Genomic DNA, 18,053 nt, shown 5'->3' with positions numbered 1-18,053 from the left:
CCGGATAGTAAATCCCTTGACCGTTGGCGACAACGTGCCAATAATTCGCTTTAAATTTGTACCGACAAGTACAGATTGTAGGTGGAACGCACGATGCCGGTCAGGCAGCCCGTCGGGCGACTGACCGGCGAACCGAAAGATCACGTTGAACACCACGTTCAAGGAGCAAGACATGGCATCCCTGCAAGGAAAAACGGCACTGGTCACCGGCGGCAGCCGGGGCATTGGCGCGGCGATCGCGCGCCGGCTGGCGGCCGACGGCGCGGACGTTGCGCTGACCTACGCCAGCTCGGAGCAGCAGGCCGAACAGGTCGCGGCCCAGGTGCGCGCGCATGGACGGCAGGCGCTGGCAATCCGCGCCGACAACACCGACCCGAAGGCCGTGGCCGACGCGGTGGCGCGCGCGGCCGCCCAGTTCGGCAAGATCGATATCCTGGTGAACAACGCCGGCATCTTCCGCGCGGGCTCGCCGGCCGAACTGACCGTCGACGACTTCGACGCCACGATGGCCGTGAACGTGCGCGCCGCCTTCGTCGCGATCAAGGCGGCGGCGGAGGTGATGCCCGATGGCGGTCGCATCATCTCGATCGGCAGCAGCCTGGCGGTGCGCGTGCCGGGGCAGGGGATGTCGATCTACAGCGCCAGCAAGGCGGCGCTGGTCGGCATGACGCAGGGCCTCGCGCGCGATCTCGGTCCGCGCGGCATCACGGTCAATGTGGTGCACCCCGGTTCGACGGCCACCGACATGAACCCGCCCGATGGCCCGCATGCGGACTGGCAGCGCTCGCTGATGGCGGGACAGCAGCGCTACGCCTCGCCCGACGAGGTCGCCGCGGTCGTGGCGTTGCTGGCCTCGCCGGAGGCGCAGGCCGTGACCGGCGCGGCCTGGACAATCGATAACGGCGCCAATGCCTGATCGATCGAACGACCGATCGAACGACCGATCGAACGATTGACCGACTCGATCGAGCGGGATCGAGCGCGATCGAGCGGTCAGGGGAAGGTGGGGCGCGGCAACGTCGCGTCCACGCTTCCCGCTTGACATCCGAATTTCCGCGGCGGTATAAAGGCGCCGTGGGTAGAAGCGGTCGATTGAACAAGCAGCGGCGCAATGCCGCGATCGTTCAACTGGAGATTGCTCACTGACGGAGTACCGTCGGTGGCGCATTCTTCCAACGCTCCCCTCGACAGTGCTCCCGAACGCAACGCGCGCTCGGCCCGTCGGCAACGACCGGCCCGGTCCCGCATGCCTTCAACCTGCAGCATTGCGAGGAGACTCCCGCATGATCATCGACACCAGTTGCTATCCGACCAATCTGGTCGATCTGGCATGGCGGCACGATGGCGAGCCCTTCACCGGCGAGCGCCTGATCCAGATGATGGATGGCCCATTCCTGATCAACGGCAAGCCGCGCCGCATCGATCGCGCCTTCATCCAGCCGCCGCAAGGCAACACCATCTACACCTGGACCGACGGCACCAGGTCGGGCAGCGAATCGATCGACGCCTATATGGCCTACACGGTCGAGATGGTGCGCAAATATCCCGACCGCTTCATCGGCTGCTTCGTCTACAACCCGCGCTGCGGCGTCGAGAACGGCGTCAATGCAATCGACCATTACGTGCGCAAGCTCGGCTTCAAGATGGTCCAGTTCCAGGCCAATATGCACGCCTATCGGCCCGACCGCGCGCTCGACTGGCTGCGTCCTGCGCTGCAGAAATGCGCGGAACTGGGCGTGCTGGTCAAGCTGCATACCGGCGACGGTCCCTACAGCATCCCGACCGAATGGGTGCCGATGATCAAGGAATTCCCGACGGTCAATTTCATCATGGCCCACTTCGGCGTGCAGACCGGCGGCGTCTATTGCTTCGAGCCGTTCCAGATGGCGATGGACATGCCCAACGTCTATTGCGAATCGGGCTGGTGCCTGCAGTCGCGCATCGTCGAATTCGCCAAGGTGTTGCCCAGGCACAAGATCCTGTTCGGCTCCGATACGCCGCCGAACGAGCCGGGCATGTGGCTGCGCCTGCTGGAGGTGCTGTGTTTCGAGCCGCCGCAGGGGCTCAATCTGGACGAGGACACGCTCGAGGACTACCTCGGCAACAACGTCGCGCGGATGATCGGCCTCGAACCGACGCCGGTGCCGCGCACGGTCGAAGAGGCCCGCGCCAGGCTCGCCGCCTGATGACGACCTGATGGCGCTCGGATGGCGCGACGATGGCGCGCCGATGGCGGCCCGCATGCCGCTCTCATCGCCGCTCCCATCGCCGCCCGATCCCCGCCCACGACCGCTTCCAGACCACGCAGCCCCGCACGGAGCCACTGCAATGATCATCGACACCCATCTGCATCCCACCAACCTCGTCGACGAGGCCTGGCGCCATACCGGCGAACCATTTACCGGCGAGCGCCTGCTCAAGATGATGGACGGCCCCTACATCATCAACGGCAAGCCGCGCCGCATCGATATGGGCTTTATCCAGCCGCCGCCCGGCAATACCGGCTATCGCGACGGCAATCGCCGCGGCCGCGAAGGCGTGCGCGACTACATGGCCTATGTGGCCGAGCTGTGCCAGAAATATCCGGACCGCTTCATCGGCAATTTCACCTTCAATCCGCGCTGGGGCCCGGAAGAGGGCGCGCTCGAGCTCGAATACCACGTCAAGGAATACGGCTTCAAGATGATGAAGCTGCATGCCAACATGCACGGTTATCGTCCCGACCGCGCGCTCGATTGGCTGCGGCCCGCCTTGAAGATGTGTGCCAAGTACAACGTCGTGGTGCTGATCCATACCGGCGACGGGCCGTACACGATTCCGACGATGTTCTATCCGATCATCCGCGAATTCCCGATGGTCAACTTCATCATCGGCCATTTCGGCATCCAGACCGGCGGCAATTATTCGTTCGAGGCGTTCTGGATGGCGATGGACACGCCCAATGTCTATTGCGAATCGGGCTGGTGCTTCCAGTCGCGCATCGTCGAATTCGCCCGCCAATTGCCGCGCAACAAGATCGTGTTCGGCACCGACACGCCGCCGAACGAGCCCGGCATGTGGCTGCGCGAGCTGGAGATGCTGTGCGGCCCCGCGCCGCAGGGCATGGACCTGGACGAGGACGGGCTCGAGGACTACATGGGCAACAACATCGCCCGCCTGATCGGCCTGGAGACCACGCCGCCGCCGCGCACGATGGAGGAGGCGCAGGCCCGCCTGACCGACACCTACGCCGGTCTTCGCTGAACGGGCCGCTGATCGGGCCGACAACGCGTCCGGGCCGGGCAGCGCCAGCGTGCGCCGCCCGGCCGGCGTGACAAGGAGAGATCGATGACATCGCGGCTCAATTCGGGGCTCAATTCGGCGCTCAATTCGGGGCCCGGTTCCGGGCTCCATCCCGGGATCACTCCCGGGCGCTATTCGTCCTCGCAGGACTTTCGCGACTTTCTGGCGGCCTATCGGGCCGCGCATCCCGACGATGTGCTGATGATCGGCGAGGAGATCGGCGCGGACCAGGATGCGACCGCCGTGGTCTGGCAGCTGGCCGCGCAGGGACGCCATCCGATGCTGGTGTTCGAGCGCGTGCGCGGCTTGGACGCGCCGCTGGTGACCAATGTGTTCGCCTCGCGCGAGCGCGTCGGCCGGCTGCTCGGCGTCGGTGCCGACGGCATCCATGCGGAATACCAGGCGCGCAGCCGCCGCCTGGTGCCGCCGCGCGAGGTCGACCGCGGACCGGTGCTGGAGGTCGTGCAGACCGACGGCATCGACCTGCGCACGATCCCGGCGATCCGGCATTTCGCCACCGACCGCGGTCCCTATATCACCAACGCGATCCTGATCGCGCAGGACCCCGAGACCGGCATCGGTAACGCCAGCTTTCACCGCTCGATGGTGCATTCGGCCACCGGCATCGCCACCAGCCTGCATTCGCGCGGCCATCTGTGGCGCATGCAGCAGCAGGCCGCCGCGCGCGACCAGCCCTTGCCGGTCGCGATGGTGATCGGCGCGCATCCGCTGTTCATGCTGGCTGGCGCGGCGCGCCTGCCGTACGGCGTGGACGAGCGCCACGTTGCCGGCGGCCTGTTCGGCGCGCCGCTGGAGGTCGTGCGCACGCCGCGCCATGGCATCGCGGTACCCGCCAGCGCCGAGATCGTGCTGGAGGGCGTGATCGATCCGGAGGCGCGCGTCGACGAGGGACCGTTCGGCGAGTTCACCGGCTATTCGTCGGACCGCTCGACCAACAACCTGCTGCGCGTCGAGACGATCCTGCGCCGGCGCGACGCGATGCTGATCGACGTGGTCGGCGGCAATTCGGCCGAGCACCTCAACCTCGGGCGGATTCCGCGCGAGTCCGAGATGGTCGAGAAGCTGAAGGAGCGTTTTCCCAGCGTCACCGCGGTGCACTACCCGAGCTCGGGCACGCATTTCCATGCCTATGTCGCGCTCAAGCCGATGCGCGCCGGCGAGGCGCGCCAGGTCATGCTGGGGCTGCTGGGCTGGGATCCGTACCTGAAGACGGTGATCGCGGTCGACGAGGATGTCGACATCACGCGCGACGAGGAGGTGCTGTGGGCGGTCGCCACGCATCTGCAGCCGCATCGGGACGTGGTGGTCGTCGACGGCCTGCCGGGCAGCGCGCTCGATCCCTCGGCCTCCGGCGCCGGCACCACCTCGCGCATGGGGCTCGATGCGACGCGCGGCCCGCAGTTCGACGGCATCCGCGCGCGCATCGGCGACGATGCGATGGCACGCGCGGCGCGGCTGCTCGGCGAAGCGATGGGGCGCCCATGAGCCGGCGTCTCGTGGTCGCCATCACCGGCGCCAGCGGCGCGATCTACGGCGTGCGCCTGCTGCAGTGGCTGGCGCAGCAGCCGGACTGGCGCACCGATCTGGTGGTGACGCCGTCGGGATGGCTGACGATCCAGCACGAGCTCGGTCTGCGCCGCGCCGAGGTCGAGGCGCTGGCCGACGTCGCGCACAACGTGCGCGATATCGGCGCCACCATCGCCAGCGGCTCGTACCGCTGCGCCGGCATGGTAGTGGCGCCGTGCTCGATGCGCACGCTCGCGGCGATCGCGCATGGCCTCGCGGACAACCTCGTCACGCGCGCCGCCGACGTGATGCTGAAGGAAAGGCGCCGGCTGGTGCTGCTGCCGCGCGAAACGCCGCTGCATCTGGGCCATCTGCGCAATCTGACCGCGGTGACCGAGATGGGCGCGATCGTGCTGCCGCCGGTGCCGGCGTTCTACCACCGGCCCAGCACCATCGACGATCTGGTCAATCATACCGTCGGGCGCACGCTCGACCTGTTCGATATCGACCATGCCGGTCTGGTCGCGCGTTGGCAGGGGATGCGTCCCGCGCCCGCCGACGCGATGCCAGCGGCAATGGCGCAGGAGGAGACACGATGAATGCCCTTACGTCCCTTGATTCCCGGACGTCCCTGACGTCCCTTGCATCGGAAGCGGTCCGCCCGGCCACCGCCGAGCAAGCCGCCGCACATCCTGCCGAGCGAGCCGCCGTGCCGGTGCCGGTGACGATCCTGACCGGTTTTCTCGGCGCGGGAAAGACCACGCTGCTGAACCATATCCTGACCGAGCGGCACGGCCACCGCATCGCGGTGATCGAGAACGAGTTCGGCGAGGTCGATGTCGATTCGGATCTGGTGCTCAGCTCGGACGAGGAGATCTACCAGATGACCAACGGCTGCATCTGCTGTGTGGTCGATGTGCGCACCGATCTGGTCCGCATCCTGCAGAAGCTGCTGGCGCAGCCCGAACGCTTCGACCACATCATCGTCGAGACCAGCGGCCTGGCCGACCCCACGCCGGTCGCGGCGACCTTTTTCATGGACCACGAAGTCGCGCGCGAGGTCGCGCTCGACGGGGTGGTGACGCTGGTGGACGCGCTGCATATCGAAAGCCATCTGGACGATCCGCGGCTGCGCGGCTTCGACAACCAGGCGGTCGACCAGATCGTCGCCGCGGACCGCATCGTCATCAACAAGACCGACCTGGCCGATCCGGCGGCGGTCGACGCGCTGGAGGCGCGCCTGCGCCGGCTCAACGAGGGCGCGGGGATCCTGCGGTCGAACTATGCGCGCGTCGATCTGCGGCAGATCCTGGGGATTGGCGGGTTTACGCCGGGGATGGCGGTGCTCGACGACAGCGAGGACGAGTACGGGCATGACCACGACCACGACCACGACCACGACCACGCCCCCCACGGTGCCGACCATGGCCACGTCTGCGACGAACATTGCGGCCATGACCATGGCGACGGCTACGATCATGACCAGGATCATGGCCACGCTCATGACCACGCGCACCGGCACGACCCCTCGGTGTCCTCGGTCTCGCTGGTATTCGACCGGCCGTTCGACGGAGACCGTCTCGCCAGCGCGATCCGCGCCTTGCTGGCGGCGCAAGGGGACGACCTGTTCCGCATCAAGGGCATCGTCGCCGTCGCCGGCAGCGAGCGGCGCCATGTCCTGCAGGCCGTGCACCGGCAGCTCGACCTGCATGCGGGCGAGCCGTGGCTGGACGCGCCGCGCGACAGCAAGCTGGTCTTCATCGGCCGCAACCTGGATCGCGGTCGGCTGCAGACGATGCTGGGGATCTGCCTGGCACGTTGAGGCGAGGGCGTAGCGGCGCATCGGCGCCGTGGCGGCGGGCGTAGAGCGTAGGGCGTAGGGCGTAGGGCGTAGGGCGTAGGGCGGAGGGCGTAGGGCGGAGGGCGTAGGGCGGAGGGCGTAGGGCGGAGGGCGTAGGGCGGAGGGCGGAGGGCGGAGGGCGCCCTGGATCACCGTCATTTCGCTCCCCGCATAAGCGCCGCTATCCGCGCCGCTACCCGTCGCCCCGCCATTCTCCGCGCCGCTATTGCTTCGCGCCGCTATCCTTCGCGACACTGCGCCCGGCGCAAGGTATCCGACGGCAACTCGCCGAATTCGCGCCGATATTCACGCGAGAACATGCTCAGATGCGCGAAGCCGTGCCGCAGCGCGATCGCGGTCACCGCGCCGGGCTGCTGCGGCGCCCGCAGCAGGCTGTCGCGCGCGCCCTGCAGGCGCAGCAGCCGCAGATATTCCATCGGCGTCGCGTTCTTGCTGCGCCGAAAGCCCACCTGCAGCGAGCGCTCGGACACGCCGCAATGGTCGGCGAGTTCGCGCATCGTGATCGGGCGATCGAGATTGCGGCGCAGATACTGGATCGCGCGCCGGACATAGGCAGGCAGCGTCGGCTGGAAGCGCCGCGGCAGCGTGGCGCCGTCGCCGGAGAACTGGTCGAACAGCAGCGTCGACACCACCATATCCTCGATGCTGGCGTCGATGGTTGGATTGGCGGCGCCGGCCCGGCGCGTGCGCATCTCCGCGCGCAAATATCCGACCAGCGCCTGCCAGCGCTCGGCCAGGCCATTCCCTCCATTGCCATTCGGTCCATCATCGCTGGCCAGTCGCGGCGCGAACGCGATCGGCGCCGGCGGCTCGAAGCCGAAATGCTCGCGGAACGCATGTTCGATCGCGCGCCGGCGCAGCACCACGCAGAAGCGTTCGCAATCCTCATCGAGCAGCAGCCGCGTGCGCAGCGTCGGCGAGGCGACCAGCGTGCTGCCGTGCGGATAATGCTGCGACTGGCCGTCGGTGAGCGCCTCGCAATGGCCCGCCAGCGTGGTCTGAATCACGTACTCATCCTTGCCGGGCTGCGGCTCGATCTCCATCGCCGTGCTGTAGCGGATATCGACCAGCGACAGCTGCCCGATATGGCATTGCTCGGCGTCGACATGCAGCGGCGCGCGCGCGTCGAGCGGCCGCACCCGCGTGGGTCCGAACAGCCGCGCGCACAGCGCTTCCACATGCGGCAGTTCGCTGGCATGGAATCGATGGACGGCGCCAAGGCCGGGCGCGGAAACGTCGGAAGGCGGCTGCATGGAAGGGCGGAGCAGAGGTTGCGATGACAGGCACCCGCAACGGCGGTGCGCGCTATCGTAAGGGCCGCCCTTGCCGACGGCAAAGCCGGGACAAACCCGCAGCGCTCGGCGGCATCGCGGTCGTCTTCGGGCAGCCATCGCATGTCCATCGCACCACCACCGCATCACCGTTGCACCACCCGCACCAGCACCACCCGCACCAGGACCACCCGCACCAGCACCGCCCGCACCAGCACCGCACGCACCAGCACCGCGTGCCTCACATCGCTGCGCTTTGCGCCTATCGCCTTCGCAATTGCGCTATGACCGCCCACCCGCGGCCGCTACTGTGGCTGCAGGCGCCGCTTCGAGCGCCTTCAGCCACCACCAAGGAGACGACGATGGCTTCGCCCCAACACCCGGTCGACGCGGTGCTGCCGCCGCGCGCCATGCTCACGCTGGGCTTCCAGCACATGCTGGTCAGTTATCTTGGCGCGATCACGGTGCCGATGATCGTTGCCGCCGCTTTGAAGATGACGCCGGCGCAGACCACGCTGCTGATCAGCACCGCGCTGTTCACCTCGGGCATCGCCACGCTGCTGCAGACCGTGGGCTTCTGGAAGTTCGGCGTGCGGCTGCCGATCATGCAGGGCGTGGCCTTCAGCTCGGTCGGACCCGTGATCGCGATCGGCACCGATCCTTCGCTGGGCTTCCAGGGCGTCTGCGGCGCCATCATCGGCGCGGGCGTCATCACGCTGCTGCTGGCGCCGGTGATCGGGCGGTTGCGGCAGTTCTTTCCGCCGGTGGTGACGGGGTGCATCGTCACCGCGATCGGGCTGTCGCTGTTTCCCGTCGCCTATCAATGGCTGGGCGGCGGACGCGGTGCGCCGCAGTTCGGCGCGCCGGTGTTCTTCGCGGTGGCGATCGGCGTGGTCGCGCTGATCCTGGCCATCAATCGCTACGGCAGCGAGTTCCTGCGCAATCTGTCGGTGCTGATCGGCCTGCTGGCCGGCGCGGCGGTGGCCACGGCGCTCGGCATGGGCGACTTCGCCGAGGTGCGGCGCGCGCCGTGGTTCACGATGGTGCAGCCGTTCGCCTTCGGCCTGCCGGTGTTCGATATCGGCGCGATCGTCACGATGACCATCGTGATGCTTGTGCAGATGGTCGAGTCGATGGGGCTGTTCATCGCGATCGGCGATCTGGTCAAGCGCCCGGTCAGCGAACGCGCGGCGACCAACGGCCTGCGCGCCAACGGCCTGGCCAGCGCGATCGGCGGCATGTTCGCGGCCTTTCCGTATATCGCTTTCATGGAGAACGTGGGGCTGGTGATCGTGACCGGCGTGCGCAGCCGCTGGGTCGTCGCCACCTGCGGTGTGCTGCTGTGCGCGGTCGCGCTGGTGCCGAAGATCGGGGCGCTGTTCGCGTCGATTCCGGCCGCCGCATTGGGTGGCGCCGCGCTGGTGATGTTCGGCGTGGTCGGCGCGGCGGGCATCAAGACGCTGGGCCAGGTCGACTACGAGAACAACCGCTCGAACCTGACCATCGTCGCCATCACGCTGGCCTGCGCGCTGATGCCGGTGATCATGCCTTCGGTGCTGGAGAAGCTGCCCGAAGCGCTGCAGCCGTTCGTGCACAGCAGCGTGATCATCGCCTGCGTGGTGTCCGTCTTCCTGAACCTGCTGCTCAACGGCCTGCCGGGCCGTGACGCACCGCTGGCCCATGCCGGCGAACATGCCCCGGAGATCTGATCTTGACTGAAGTCCAATCCATCAACGAAAACCCGTGCGAGAACCTGCTCGACAACCTGCTGATCCGCGGCGCCGCTGCGGTGATGACCGGCCAGGCGGGCCCCGCGGCGCGCGCCGGCGCGGCCGATATCCGCATCCGCGACGGCCGCATCGCCGAGATCGCAGTCGGACTTGCGCCGCTGCCGGGCGAACGCGTGCTCGATGCCACGGGCTGCGTGGTCTATCCGGGCTGGATCAATACGCACCACCATCTGTTCCAGAACCTGCTCAAGGCCGTGCCCGCCGGCATCAATGCCGATCTGCAGGCCTGGCTGGCGGCGGTGCCGTATCCGCGCCTGGCGGCCTTCACGCCCGAGGTGCTGCGTGCCGCGGTGCGGCTCGGCATGGCCGAGCTGCTGCTGGCGGGCACCACCACCTGCGCCGATCATCATTACCTCTATCACCACGGCCATGGCGCCGAGACCGGCGACCTGCTGTTCGACGTGGCCGAGGAAATGGGGCTGCGGCTGGTGCTGTGCCGCGGCGGCGCGATCCAGTCAGCCGCCGATCATCCCGGCATGTCGAAGACCGCGCTGGTGCCGGAGACGCTCGACGAGATGGTTGCCGATATCGAACGGCTGAAGGCGCGCTATCACGACCCGGCCGGCGATGCGATGCGGCGCGTCGCGGTGGCGCCGACCACGCCGACGTTCTCGCTGCCGCCCGCGATGCTGCGCGAGCTGGCCGAGTTCGGCCGCGGGCTCGGCCTGCGCCTGCACACGCATCTGTCGGAGACCGACAACTACGTGCGCTTCTGCCGCGAGAAATATCGCTGCACGCCGGTGGAATTCGTCGGCGAGCATGGCTGGCTCGGCCCCGACGTCTGGTTCGCGCATCTGGTCACGCTCTCGCCCGACGAGATCCGCATGCTGGCCGCGACCGGTACCGGCATGGCGCACTGTCCGGTCAGCAACGCGCGGCTGGGCAGCGGCGTGGCACCGGTGCGCGCGCTGGCCGACGCCGGCGTGCGGATCTCGCTCGGGGTGGACGGCGTCGCCTCCAATGAATCGGGCAGCATGGTCAACGAGGCGAACTTTGCCTGGCTGGTGCACCGCGCGGTCGGCGGCGCCGCGCAGACCACGGTGGAGGAGGTGATTCACTGGGGCACCGCCGGCGGCGCCGCGGTGCTGGACCTGCCGCGGATCGGCACGCTGGCGCCGGGGCAGTCGGCCGACCTGGCGATCTACGACCTCAAAGGCCTGCGCTTTCACGGCTTTCACGATCTCGCCGCCGCGCCGGTGGCGGCGGGCGAGCCGACGCCGGTGCGCCACGTGTTCGTGCGCGGACGCCAGGTCGTGCAGGATGGCGCGATCGTGGGACTGGATCTGGAGCAACTGCGCCGCGAGGCGTACGACGCGATGCAGGTGCTGCAGCGGATCGCGGCTTGAATGTCGGGCGTGCGTGCGGCCCGAGCAGGGACCCGGCGGGGCGCCAGTAGCGCGCCAGTAGGGCGCGCGCAGAGCCCGAGTGGGGCTCGAGTAGGGCTCGAGTAGGGCGTGAGTGGGGCGTGAGTGGGGCGAGAGCAGGGCGCGAAGTACGTCCCAAGTACGGCCTCGGTACGGGTCTGGAGGCGCGCCGTCGCCGGCGCGCCTCAAACGGGCTTAGCGACCGCTGGAGCCGCCGGTCCCTCCCGAACCGCCGGAGCCGCCACTGGTCCCGCCCGAGCCACCGGCGCCGCCGGAACCCATGCCCCCGGTACCGAGGCCGCCGGTTCCCGTTCCGGTGCTGCCCGAGCCAGAGGTGCCCGTGCTGCCCGAACTGCCGGGGCTTCCGGGGCTGCCCGAACCGGTGCCGGTTGAACCGCTGCCCGACCCGCTGGTGCCGCCGCTACCAGAGGTCCCACCCGTGCCGCTGCCGGAAGTGCCACCGCTGCCGCTGCCCGAGCGCCCGCGCGGAGCGCTGGCGCCGCTCTTGCTGCCCGAGCCGCCGGACTGATAGCCGGAGGTGCCACCGCTGCCGCTGGTGCTGCCACTGCCGGAACCGGTCGCACTGGTGCCGCTGCCCGTTCCCGTGCCGGCGCTGCCGCCACCGCTGCTGCTCCCGCTACGGGTCCCGCCGCCGCTGCCGCTGCCGCCGCTTTGCGCCAGCGCCGCACCGGCGGCCAGCGCCAGGCAGGAGGCGAGCGCCGCTGCCAAGGTCGTTGCTTTCATGCTGTCTCTTCGAGATGTGTGATGTCGCCGGGCGTCGCCCGGCGTTCTGTCTTTGCGCGCAGACGGGCTAGCGGAACGCAAGTTGCATGCCGTGGTGGCATGGATCACATGCGCGGGGCGGGATGGAGACAGGCTTGAAGCCTTGGTCGGCAAGCCCGGGAAGCGGTGCAGATTTCGCGCGTGGCGGCGGGCTTGCCGGCGCCGCCACGCACTGCGGGATGACGGATCGGCCCGGATGCGCGATCGGCTCGGATCGCCGATCGGCTCGGATGGCGATCGGCCCGGATGCGCGATCGGCTCGGATCGCCGATCCGCTCGGATGGCGTTCGGCCCGGATGCGCGATCGGCTCGGATCGCCGATCCGCTCGGATGGCGATCGGCTCGGATGGCGTTCGGCTCAGATGGCGATCGGCTCGGATGGGCAATCGGTGAGGATCGCTGATCAGCCCGGATGGCTGACCAGCGCCGATGGCCGATCAGTGCGACATCGCGCCGGCGGTGCGGCCACCGCGATGGACCACGCCGTCGGCGCGGTCGAGGCGGCCGCTCCAGACCGTCAGCGCCAGCGCGACCAGCACCACCGCCGCGCCGATCCACGGCGTATGCATCAGGCCAAGGTGCGTCACGATCAGGCCACCCGCCCACGCGGCGCCGGCGATGCCGAGATTGAACGCCGCGATATTCAGGCCGGAGGCGACGTCGACCGCCTGCGGCGTGAAACGCTCGGCCTGCTTGACGACATAGACCTGCAGGCCCGGCACGTTGCCGAAGGCGACCGCGCCCCAGGCCAGCACCGTCGCCACCACCAGCCAACGATGCGGCGCGGTGAAGTTCAGCACCAGCAGCACCGCGGCCAGCAGCACGAACATCGTCTTCAGCGCCGGAATCGGGCCGTGGCGGTCGGCCAGGCGGCCGCCCCAGATATTGCCCGCGGCGACCGACAGGCCGTACACCAGCATCACCAGGCTGACGGCGCCGGCGTCGAAGCCGGACACGTCCTGCAGGATCGGCGCGAGGAAGGTGAAGGGGATGAACGAGCCGCCGTAGCCGATCGCGGTCTTGGCATAGACCAGCAGCAGCCGCGGTTCGGCCAGCACGCGGGCCTGCTGCATCAGCGAGGCCGGCGGCGTATGGCGGATCCCCGAGGGGACGAACAGCAGGCTGCCGACGAAGGCGATCACACCCAGCGCCGAGACGGCCAGGAAGGTCTCGCGCCAGCCGAAATGCTGGCCGATGAAGGTGCCCAGCGGCACGCCGGTCACCAGCGCGACGGTCAGGCCGGTGAACATGATGGCGATTGCGCTGGCCGCCTTCTCGCGCGGCACCAGACCGGTCGCGATCGTCGAGCCGATCGAGAAGAACACGCCGTGGGCGAGGCCGGTCAGCACGCGGGCCAGCACCAGCGAGCCGTAGCCGGGCGCCTGCCAGGCCAGCAGGTTGCCGAGCGTAAACAGCGCCATCAGCGACAGCAGCAGGGTCTTGCGCGGCAGCCGGCCGGTCAGCGCGGTCAGCAGCGGGGCGCCGACGGCGACGCCGAGTGCGTACAGCTGACCAGCAGGCCGGCCGAGGGGAGCGACACGTTCAGATCGGCCGCGACAGTGGGAATCAGGCCGACGATGACGAATTCGGTCGTGCCGATGGCGAATGCGCTGATCGTCAGCGCCAACAAGGCGAGGGGCATGAGGGCCTCCAGGATCAGGTGTCAGGTATCAGGGATCGGAATGGCACGCATTGTGACCCTGGCAGGCTTGCCGATTAATCCGTTAATATGCAGAAAATATTTGATCCGCAGTCAATAATTGCGGCCCCCGGCTCGCCATGCCGGCGCCCCGGCTGGACCCGCCGGAGCGGTCCCGCTCGATCCCGCAGGAAAACCCGCCATGAAAATGACCCTGGAAGAATTGCTGGCCTTCGTCACCGTGGTCGACAGCGGCTCGATCACCGCCGCGGCCGACCAGCTGGGCCAGACCGTGTCCGGCGTCAGCCGGGCGCTGGCGCGGCTCGAGGACAAGCTCGCCACCGCGCTGCTGCGCCGGACCACGCGCCGGCTCGAGCTGACCGAGGAGGGCGCCGCGCTGCTGGCGCATGCCCGCGCGATCCTTGGCGCGGTCGACCAGGCCGAGGACCAGATCGCGCTGCGGCGGCAGAAGCCGGCCGGCAAGCTGCGCATCAACGCCGCGTCGCCGTTCATGCTCCATGTGGTGGTGCCGCTGGTCGACGACTTCCGCCGCGCCTATCCCGAGATCGAGCTGGAGCTGCACAGCAGCGACCAGATCATCGATCTGCTGGAGCACCGCACCGATGTCGCGATCCGCATCGGCGCGCTGCGCGATTCGACGCTGCATGCCCGGCCGCTGTGCCACAGTCGCCTGCGCGTGCTGGCCAGCCCCGCCTACCTGAAGGCGCACGGGCGGCCGCGCTCGGTCGGGGAGCTGGCCCGTCACAGCCTGCTGGGCTTCACGCAGCCCGACAGCCTGAACCGGTGGCCGCTGCGCGACGAGGCCGGCAACGAGTTCGAGATCACGCCGGCGGTGTCCGCCTCCAGCGGCGAGACGCTGCGCCAGCTGGCGCTGGCGGGCCAGGGCGTGGTGTGCCTGGCCGACTTCATGACCGCGCAGGACCGCGCCCGCGGCGACCTGGTGCAGCTGTTTCCCCGCGAGACGCTCGACGTGCGCCAGCCCATCCACGCGGTCTACTATCTGAATACCCAGCTGTCGGCGCGGATTGCCTGCTTTCTGGACTTCCTGGCGGCGCGGATGCAGGACGACGCCCCGAGCCAGGTCGCGGAACGGCCGCCGGCCATGCGCCTGCGGCATTAAGGCGTCTTTGGTATACTGTCGCGTTTCCCCGCGCGACCGGGAACGCCCCCGCCAGGGCCAGCCGCACGGCATTCGCCCCCTGCCCGGCAGGGACAGCCAGGGCACCATCCCGTCGCCAATCTTCCAGGTCGAACCGACCGCAAGCATGACTTACGCCGTCAAGGAAATCTTCTACACGCTGCAGGGCGAGGGCGCCAACGCGGGCCGCGCCGCCGTGTTCTGCCGCTTCGCGGGCTGCAATCTGTGGACCGGCCGCGAGCAGGATCGCGAGCAGGCGATCTGCCGCTTCTGCGATACGGATTTCGTCGGTACCGACGGCACGCTGGGCGGCAAGTACCGCAGCGCCGAGGAACTGGCCGCGCAGGTGGCCTCGCAATGGCCGCAAGGCGCGGGCGGCCGCCCGCTGGTGGTCTGCACCGGCGGCGAGCCGCTGCTGCAGCTCGATGCGCCGCTGATCGACGCGCTGCACGCGCAGGGCTTCGAGATCGCGATCGAGACCAATGGCACGATCGCGGTGCCGGACGGCATCGACTGGGTCTGCGTCAGCCCGAAGATGGGCGCCGAACTGGTGGTCACGCGCGGCGACGAACTCAAGGTCGTGATCCCGCAGCCCGGCCAGGACTTCGCGGCATACGAGGCGCTGGATTTCCGCTATTTCCTCGTGCAGCCGATGGACGGCCCGCTGGCGCGCGAGAATACGGCCCTCGCCGTCGATTTCTGCCAGCGCCATCCGCGCTGGCGCCTTTCGCTGCAAACCCACAAGCTGCTGGGCATCCGCTAGGCGTCTGCCGCACGGGTCCCGGCACCGGTCTTCATGAACAAGCAAGTCTCGATCACGCGCCGCCTCGAATTCGACGCCGGCCACCGCATCCCCAACCATGGCGGCCAATGCCGCAATATCCATGGCCACCGATATCGGCTCGACCTGACGCTGTCGGGCGAGGTGCTGCATCGCGAGGGCGCGGCGGACGAGGGCATGATCCTGGACTTTGGCGACATCAAGGCGCTGGCGAACCGGCATCTGGTCGACAAGTGGGACCACGCCTTCCTGATCCATCGCGGCGACACCGCGCTGCTCGAATTCCTGCGCGGCATGGAGGGGCACAAGACGGTGGTTCTCGACGCGATTCCGACCGTCGAGAACCTGGCGCAGATCGCCTTCGACATGCTGGCGCCGGTGTTCAAGGACTGCTTCGGGCATCATCTGCAGCTGACCCGGCTGGTGCTGTTCGAGACGCCGAACTGCTGGGCCGAGGTGACCGCGCCCGCCGTGGCGCCGGCGCAGGACTGAGGGCGTCCCGGCGTCTCGCGGATTTGATTGGCGCAAACTCTCCGCAAACTTGCCGCCAGTCAGCACCAAATCAACGCCGATTCAACGCCGATTCAACGCCGACCCGCTGCCTCAACTCACCACCAAATTCACCACCGACGCGCCGATGACCGACACGCCGCCGCCATCGTCCACCGCCGCCGCCACGCCGCCCTTCGAAGGACCGCAGGCCGACGAGCGCGACCAGCGCTTCATGCGCGCCGCGCTGGAGGAGGCCCGGTTGGCGGAAGCCGCGGGCGAGGTGCCGGTGGGCGCGGTGGTGGTCTGGAACGACGCGATCATCGCGCGCGGCCACAATCTGCCGATCCGCTCGCGCGATCCGTCGGCGCATGCCGAAATGCAGGCGCTGCGCGCGGCCGCGCAGGTGGTCGGCAACTACCGCATGCCCGAGTGCGAGCTGTACGTGACGCTGGAACCGTGCGCGATGTGCAGCGGGGCGATGCTGCACGCGCGGCTGCGCCACGTGGTATTCGGCGCGACCGATCCCAAGACCGGCGCCGCCGGCAGCGTGCTGGACCTGTTCGCCGAGGCGCGGCTCAATCACCAGACCACGATACGCGGCGGCGTGCTGGCCGACGAATGCGGCCAGCTGCTGCGCGACTTCTTCCGGGCGCGGCGACGCGCGCAGAAGGCGGACCGTGCCACCGCGCCGCTGGGCATCGAGCGTGGCGTTGGCCCCGGCGCCGAGCCCAGCATCGAGCCCACCAGCATCGAGCCCACCAGCACCGAGTTCATCAGCGCTGAGCCCAGCGCCGCGCCCGGCGCCGAACCGTCATCCGATTCGCAGGGAAAGACCGACGCATGAACGCGCCCATCGAAGTCCGCCTGATCGCTCCCTCCGGCTATCCGCACGACATGGCCGTCGCCACCCGCGGTTGCGACTGGCTGCGGGCGCACGGCTACCACGTTGCCAACCCGGAAGTGCTGGACCGCCGCCATCAGCGCTTCGGCGGCACCGACGACGAGCGGCTGGCCGACCTGCATGGCATCGGCATGGGCGCGCCAGGCGCGCTGACGCTGGCGGTGCGCGGCGGCTACGGCATGGCCCGTCTGCTGCCGCGCATCGACTTCGACCGCATCGCCGGGCAGGCCCGCCGCGCGGCCACGCCGATCGTCGGCCACAGCGATTTCACGGCCTTCCAGCTGGCGTACCTGGCCAGGGCGGGCGGCATCAGCCTGGCCGGCCCGATGCTGCTGGCCGACTTCGGCGCCGAGCCGGTGGACCCCTATATGTGGCGGCATTTCGAAGGGCTGCTGCGCGCCTCGTCCTATACCGTCGACATCGACGCGCCGCAGGAAGGCGGCCAGCCGTTCTCTGGCGAGGTGGCGGGCACGCTGTGGGGCGGCAATCTGGCGATGCTGTGCAGCCTGTTGGGCACGCCGTACCTGCCGCAGGTCGACGGCGGCATCCTGTTCCTCGAGGACGTCAACGAGCCGCCTTACCGCGTCGAGCGCATGCTGCTGCAGCTCGAGCAGGCCGGCGTGCTGGGCGCCCAGCGCGCGATCCTGCTGGGCGACTTCTCCAGCTACCGCGTCAGCGACTATGACAACGGCTACGATCTGCCGGCCGTGGTGGCCTATCTGCGCGAGCGCCTGCCGGTGCCGATCGTCACCGGGCTGCCGTTCGGCCACTGCACGCGCAAGCTGACACTGCCGGTGGGCGGGCAAGGTGTGCTGCGCGCCTCGGCGGACGGTTTCACGCTGACGATGTCGGGGCATCCGCTGCTTGCCGGGGCGGCCTGAGCGCGCGGTGTGGGCGCCCCGCTGAGGGCCCGGCCCGGATCGCAGCATCCGATTGAAGGACCCGCCGCAGGATCCCACCGCAGGATCCGATCGCAGGCCGGCATCCCTACCCGCCGCCATCCTCGCGCCCGATTGCGCCAGGAATGGTAAAATCTCCGATTCTTCGCGAGGTGAAGGGCTCAGGCCTGTCCGGCCACGTGCCACGGTCGCTCCGTTGGCCCAGCCCGCCGCGCCATGCGGCACGCCTTCGGCGGCTTCGCCGATCTGTCGCGTCCACCGGGCCCCTTCACCGGCCGCCATCACCGCTACACCGCATTCCAAA

Annotated in this window: 15 protein-coding genes and 1 pseudogene; 13 read left to right on the top strand and 3 right to left on the bottom strand. The window is 69.0% G+C overall.

Features of this window, described 5'->3' with window-relative positions; translation table 11 throughout:
• The first annotated feature begins 172 nt into the window (after window positions 1–172).
• The 6 genes from KZ686_RS12065 (at window position 173) to KZ686_RS12040 (ending at window position 6,631) form a co-directional block, all read left to right on the top strand.
• A complete protein-coding gene (locus KZ686_RS12065) occupies window positions 173–916 on the top strand; it encodes an SDR family NAD(P)-dependent oxidoreductase (protein WP_149318978.1) in 744 nt (247 codons plus the stop codon).
• A 367-nt stretch (window positions 917–1,283) separates the two neighbouring features.
• Window positions 1,284–2,186 (top strand): amidohydrolase family protein, encoded by a 903-nt coding sequence (locus KZ686_RS12060; RefSeq protein WP_006578676.1) that lies wholly within the window; start codon window positions 1,284–1,286, stop codon window positions 2,184–2,186.
• Window positions 2,187–2,328: 142 nt separating this feature from the next.
• Window positions 2,329–3,243 carry an amidohydrolase family protein gene (locus KZ686_RS12055; protein ID WP_006578677.1) on the top strand — a complete coding sequence of 305 codons (915 nt, stop codon included), beginning with the start codon at window positions 2,329–2,331 and terminating at the stop codon, window positions 3,241–3,243.
• 156 nt (window positions 3,244–3,399) lie between these two features.
• A complete protein-coding gene (locus tag KZ686_RS12050; protein ID WP_407648547.1) occupies window positions 3,400–4,788 on the top strand; it encodes a UbiD family decarboxylase in 1,389 nt (462 codons plus the stop codon).
• On the top strand, window positions 4,785–5,408 hold the full coding sequence (locus tag KZ686_RS12045; protein ID WP_265632490.1) for a UbiX family flavin prenyltransferase: 624 nt from the start codon (window positions 4,785–4,787) through the stop codon (window positions 5,406–5,408). The genes KZ686_RS12050 and KZ686_RS12045 overlap by 4 nt, the downstream gene beginning before the upstream one ends.
• Before the next feature lie 110 nt (window positions 5,409–5,518).
• Window positions 5,519–6,631 (top strand): CobW family GTP-binding protein, encoded by a 1,113-nt coding sequence (locus KZ686_RS12040; RefSeq protein ID WP_265633475.1) that lies wholly within the window; start codon window positions 5,519–5,521, stop codon window positions 6,629–6,631.
• A 257-nt stretch (window positions 6,632–6,888) separates the two neighbouring features.
• Here KZ686_RS12040 and KZ686_RS12035 read toward each other — a convergent pair whose 3' ends face one another.
• Window positions 6,889–7,923 carry an AraC family transcriptional regulator gene (locus tag KZ686_RS12035; protein WP_265632489.1) on the bottom strand — a complete coding sequence of 345 codons (1,035 nt, stop codon included), beginning with the start codon at window positions 7,921–7,923 and terminating at the stop codon, window positions 6,889–6,891.
• A gap of 380 nt (window positions 7,924–8,303) precedes the next feature.
• Here KZ686_RS12035 and KZ686_RS12030 point away from each other — a divergent pair, with 380 nt between their 5' ends.
• Together KZ686_RS12030 and KZ686_RS12025 are read left to right on the top strand one after the other, a co-directional pair.
• Window positions 8,304–9,650: a nucleobase:cation symporter-2 family protein gene (locus KZ686_RS12030; RefSeq protein WP_265632488.1), complete on the top strand. Its 1,347-nt coding sequence runs from the start codon at window positions 8,304–8,306 to the stop codon at window positions 9,648–9,650.
• Window positions 9,651–9,652: 2 nt separating this feature from the next.
• A complete protein-coding gene (locus KZ686_RS12025) occupies window positions 9,653–11,077 on the top strand; it encodes an amidohydrolase family protein (RefSeq protein ID WP_265632487.1) in 1,425 nt (474 codons plus the stop codon).
• Between the two features lie 213 nt (window positions 11,078–11,290).
• On the opposite strand, the gene KZ686_RS12020 is transcribed toward KZ686_RS12025, so the two are convergent.
• Both KZ686_RS12020 and KZ686_RS12015 read right to left on the bottom strand, forming a co-directional pair.
• Entirely contained in the window at window positions 11,291–11,839 is a 549-nt protein-coding gene (locus tag KZ686_RS12020) for a hypothetical protein (RefSeq protein WP_265632486.1), read from the bottom strand.
• A gap of 476 nt (window positions 11,840–12,315) precedes the next feature.
• Window positions 12,316–13,520 (bottom strand): annotated as a pseudogene (locus KZ686_RS12015) (MFS transporter).
• Window positions 13,521–13,719: 199 nt separating this feature from the next.
• Here KZ686_RS12015 and KZ686_RS12010 point away from each other — a divergent pair.
• The 5 genes from KZ686_RS12010 (at window position 13,720) to ldcA (ending at window position 17,731) form a co-directional block, all read left to right on the top strand.
• Entirely contained in the window at window positions 13,720–14,658 is a 939-nt protein-coding gene (locus KZ686_RS12010; RefSeq protein WP_265632485.1) for a LysR family transcriptional regulator, read from the top strand.
• 145 nt (window positions 14,659–14,803) lie between these two features.
• A complete protein-coding gene (gene queE / locus KZ686_RS12005; RefSeq protein ID WP_064577063.1) occupies window positions 14,804–15,439 on the top strand; it encodes a 7-carboxy-7-deazaguanine synthase in 636 nt (211 codons plus the stop codon).
• Between the two features lie 33 nt (window positions 15,440–15,472).
• Window positions 15,473–15,949 (top strand): 6-carboxytetrahydropterin synthase QueD, encoded by a 477-nt coding sequence (gene queD / locus KZ686_RS12000; RefSeq protein ID WP_149318970.1) that lies wholly within the window; start codon window positions 15,473–15,475, stop codon window positions 15,947–15,949.
• A 145-nt stretch (window positions 15,950–16,094) separates the two neighbouring features.
• Complete coding sequence (gene tadA / locus KZ686_RS11995; protein ID WP_407648488.1) at window positions 16,095–16,793, top strand: tRNA adenosine(34) deaminase TadA; 699 nt, start codon at window positions 16,095–16,097, stop codon at window positions 16,791–16,793.
• Window positions 16,790–17,731 carry a muramoyltetrapeptide carboxypeptidase gene (ldcA, locus tag KZ686_RS11990; RefSeq protein WP_265632484.1) on the top strand — a complete coding sequence of 314 codons (942 nt, stop codon included), beginning with the start codon at window positions 16,790–16,792 and terminating at the stop codon, window positions 17,729–17,731. Before tadA ends, ldcA begins: the two co-directional genes overlap by 4 nt.
• The last annotated feature ends 322 nt before the right edge of the window (window positions 17,732–18,053 follow it).

It is taken from the genome of Cupriavidus cauae (assembly GCF_026210475.1).
GTDB lineage: Bacteria > Pseudomonadota > Gammaproteobacteria > Burkholderiales > Burkholderiaceae > Cupriavidus > Cupriavidus cauae.
The sequence above is the reverse complement of the archived record's forward strand: the minus strand, read 5'-3'. Positions and strand labels throughout refer to the sequence as shown.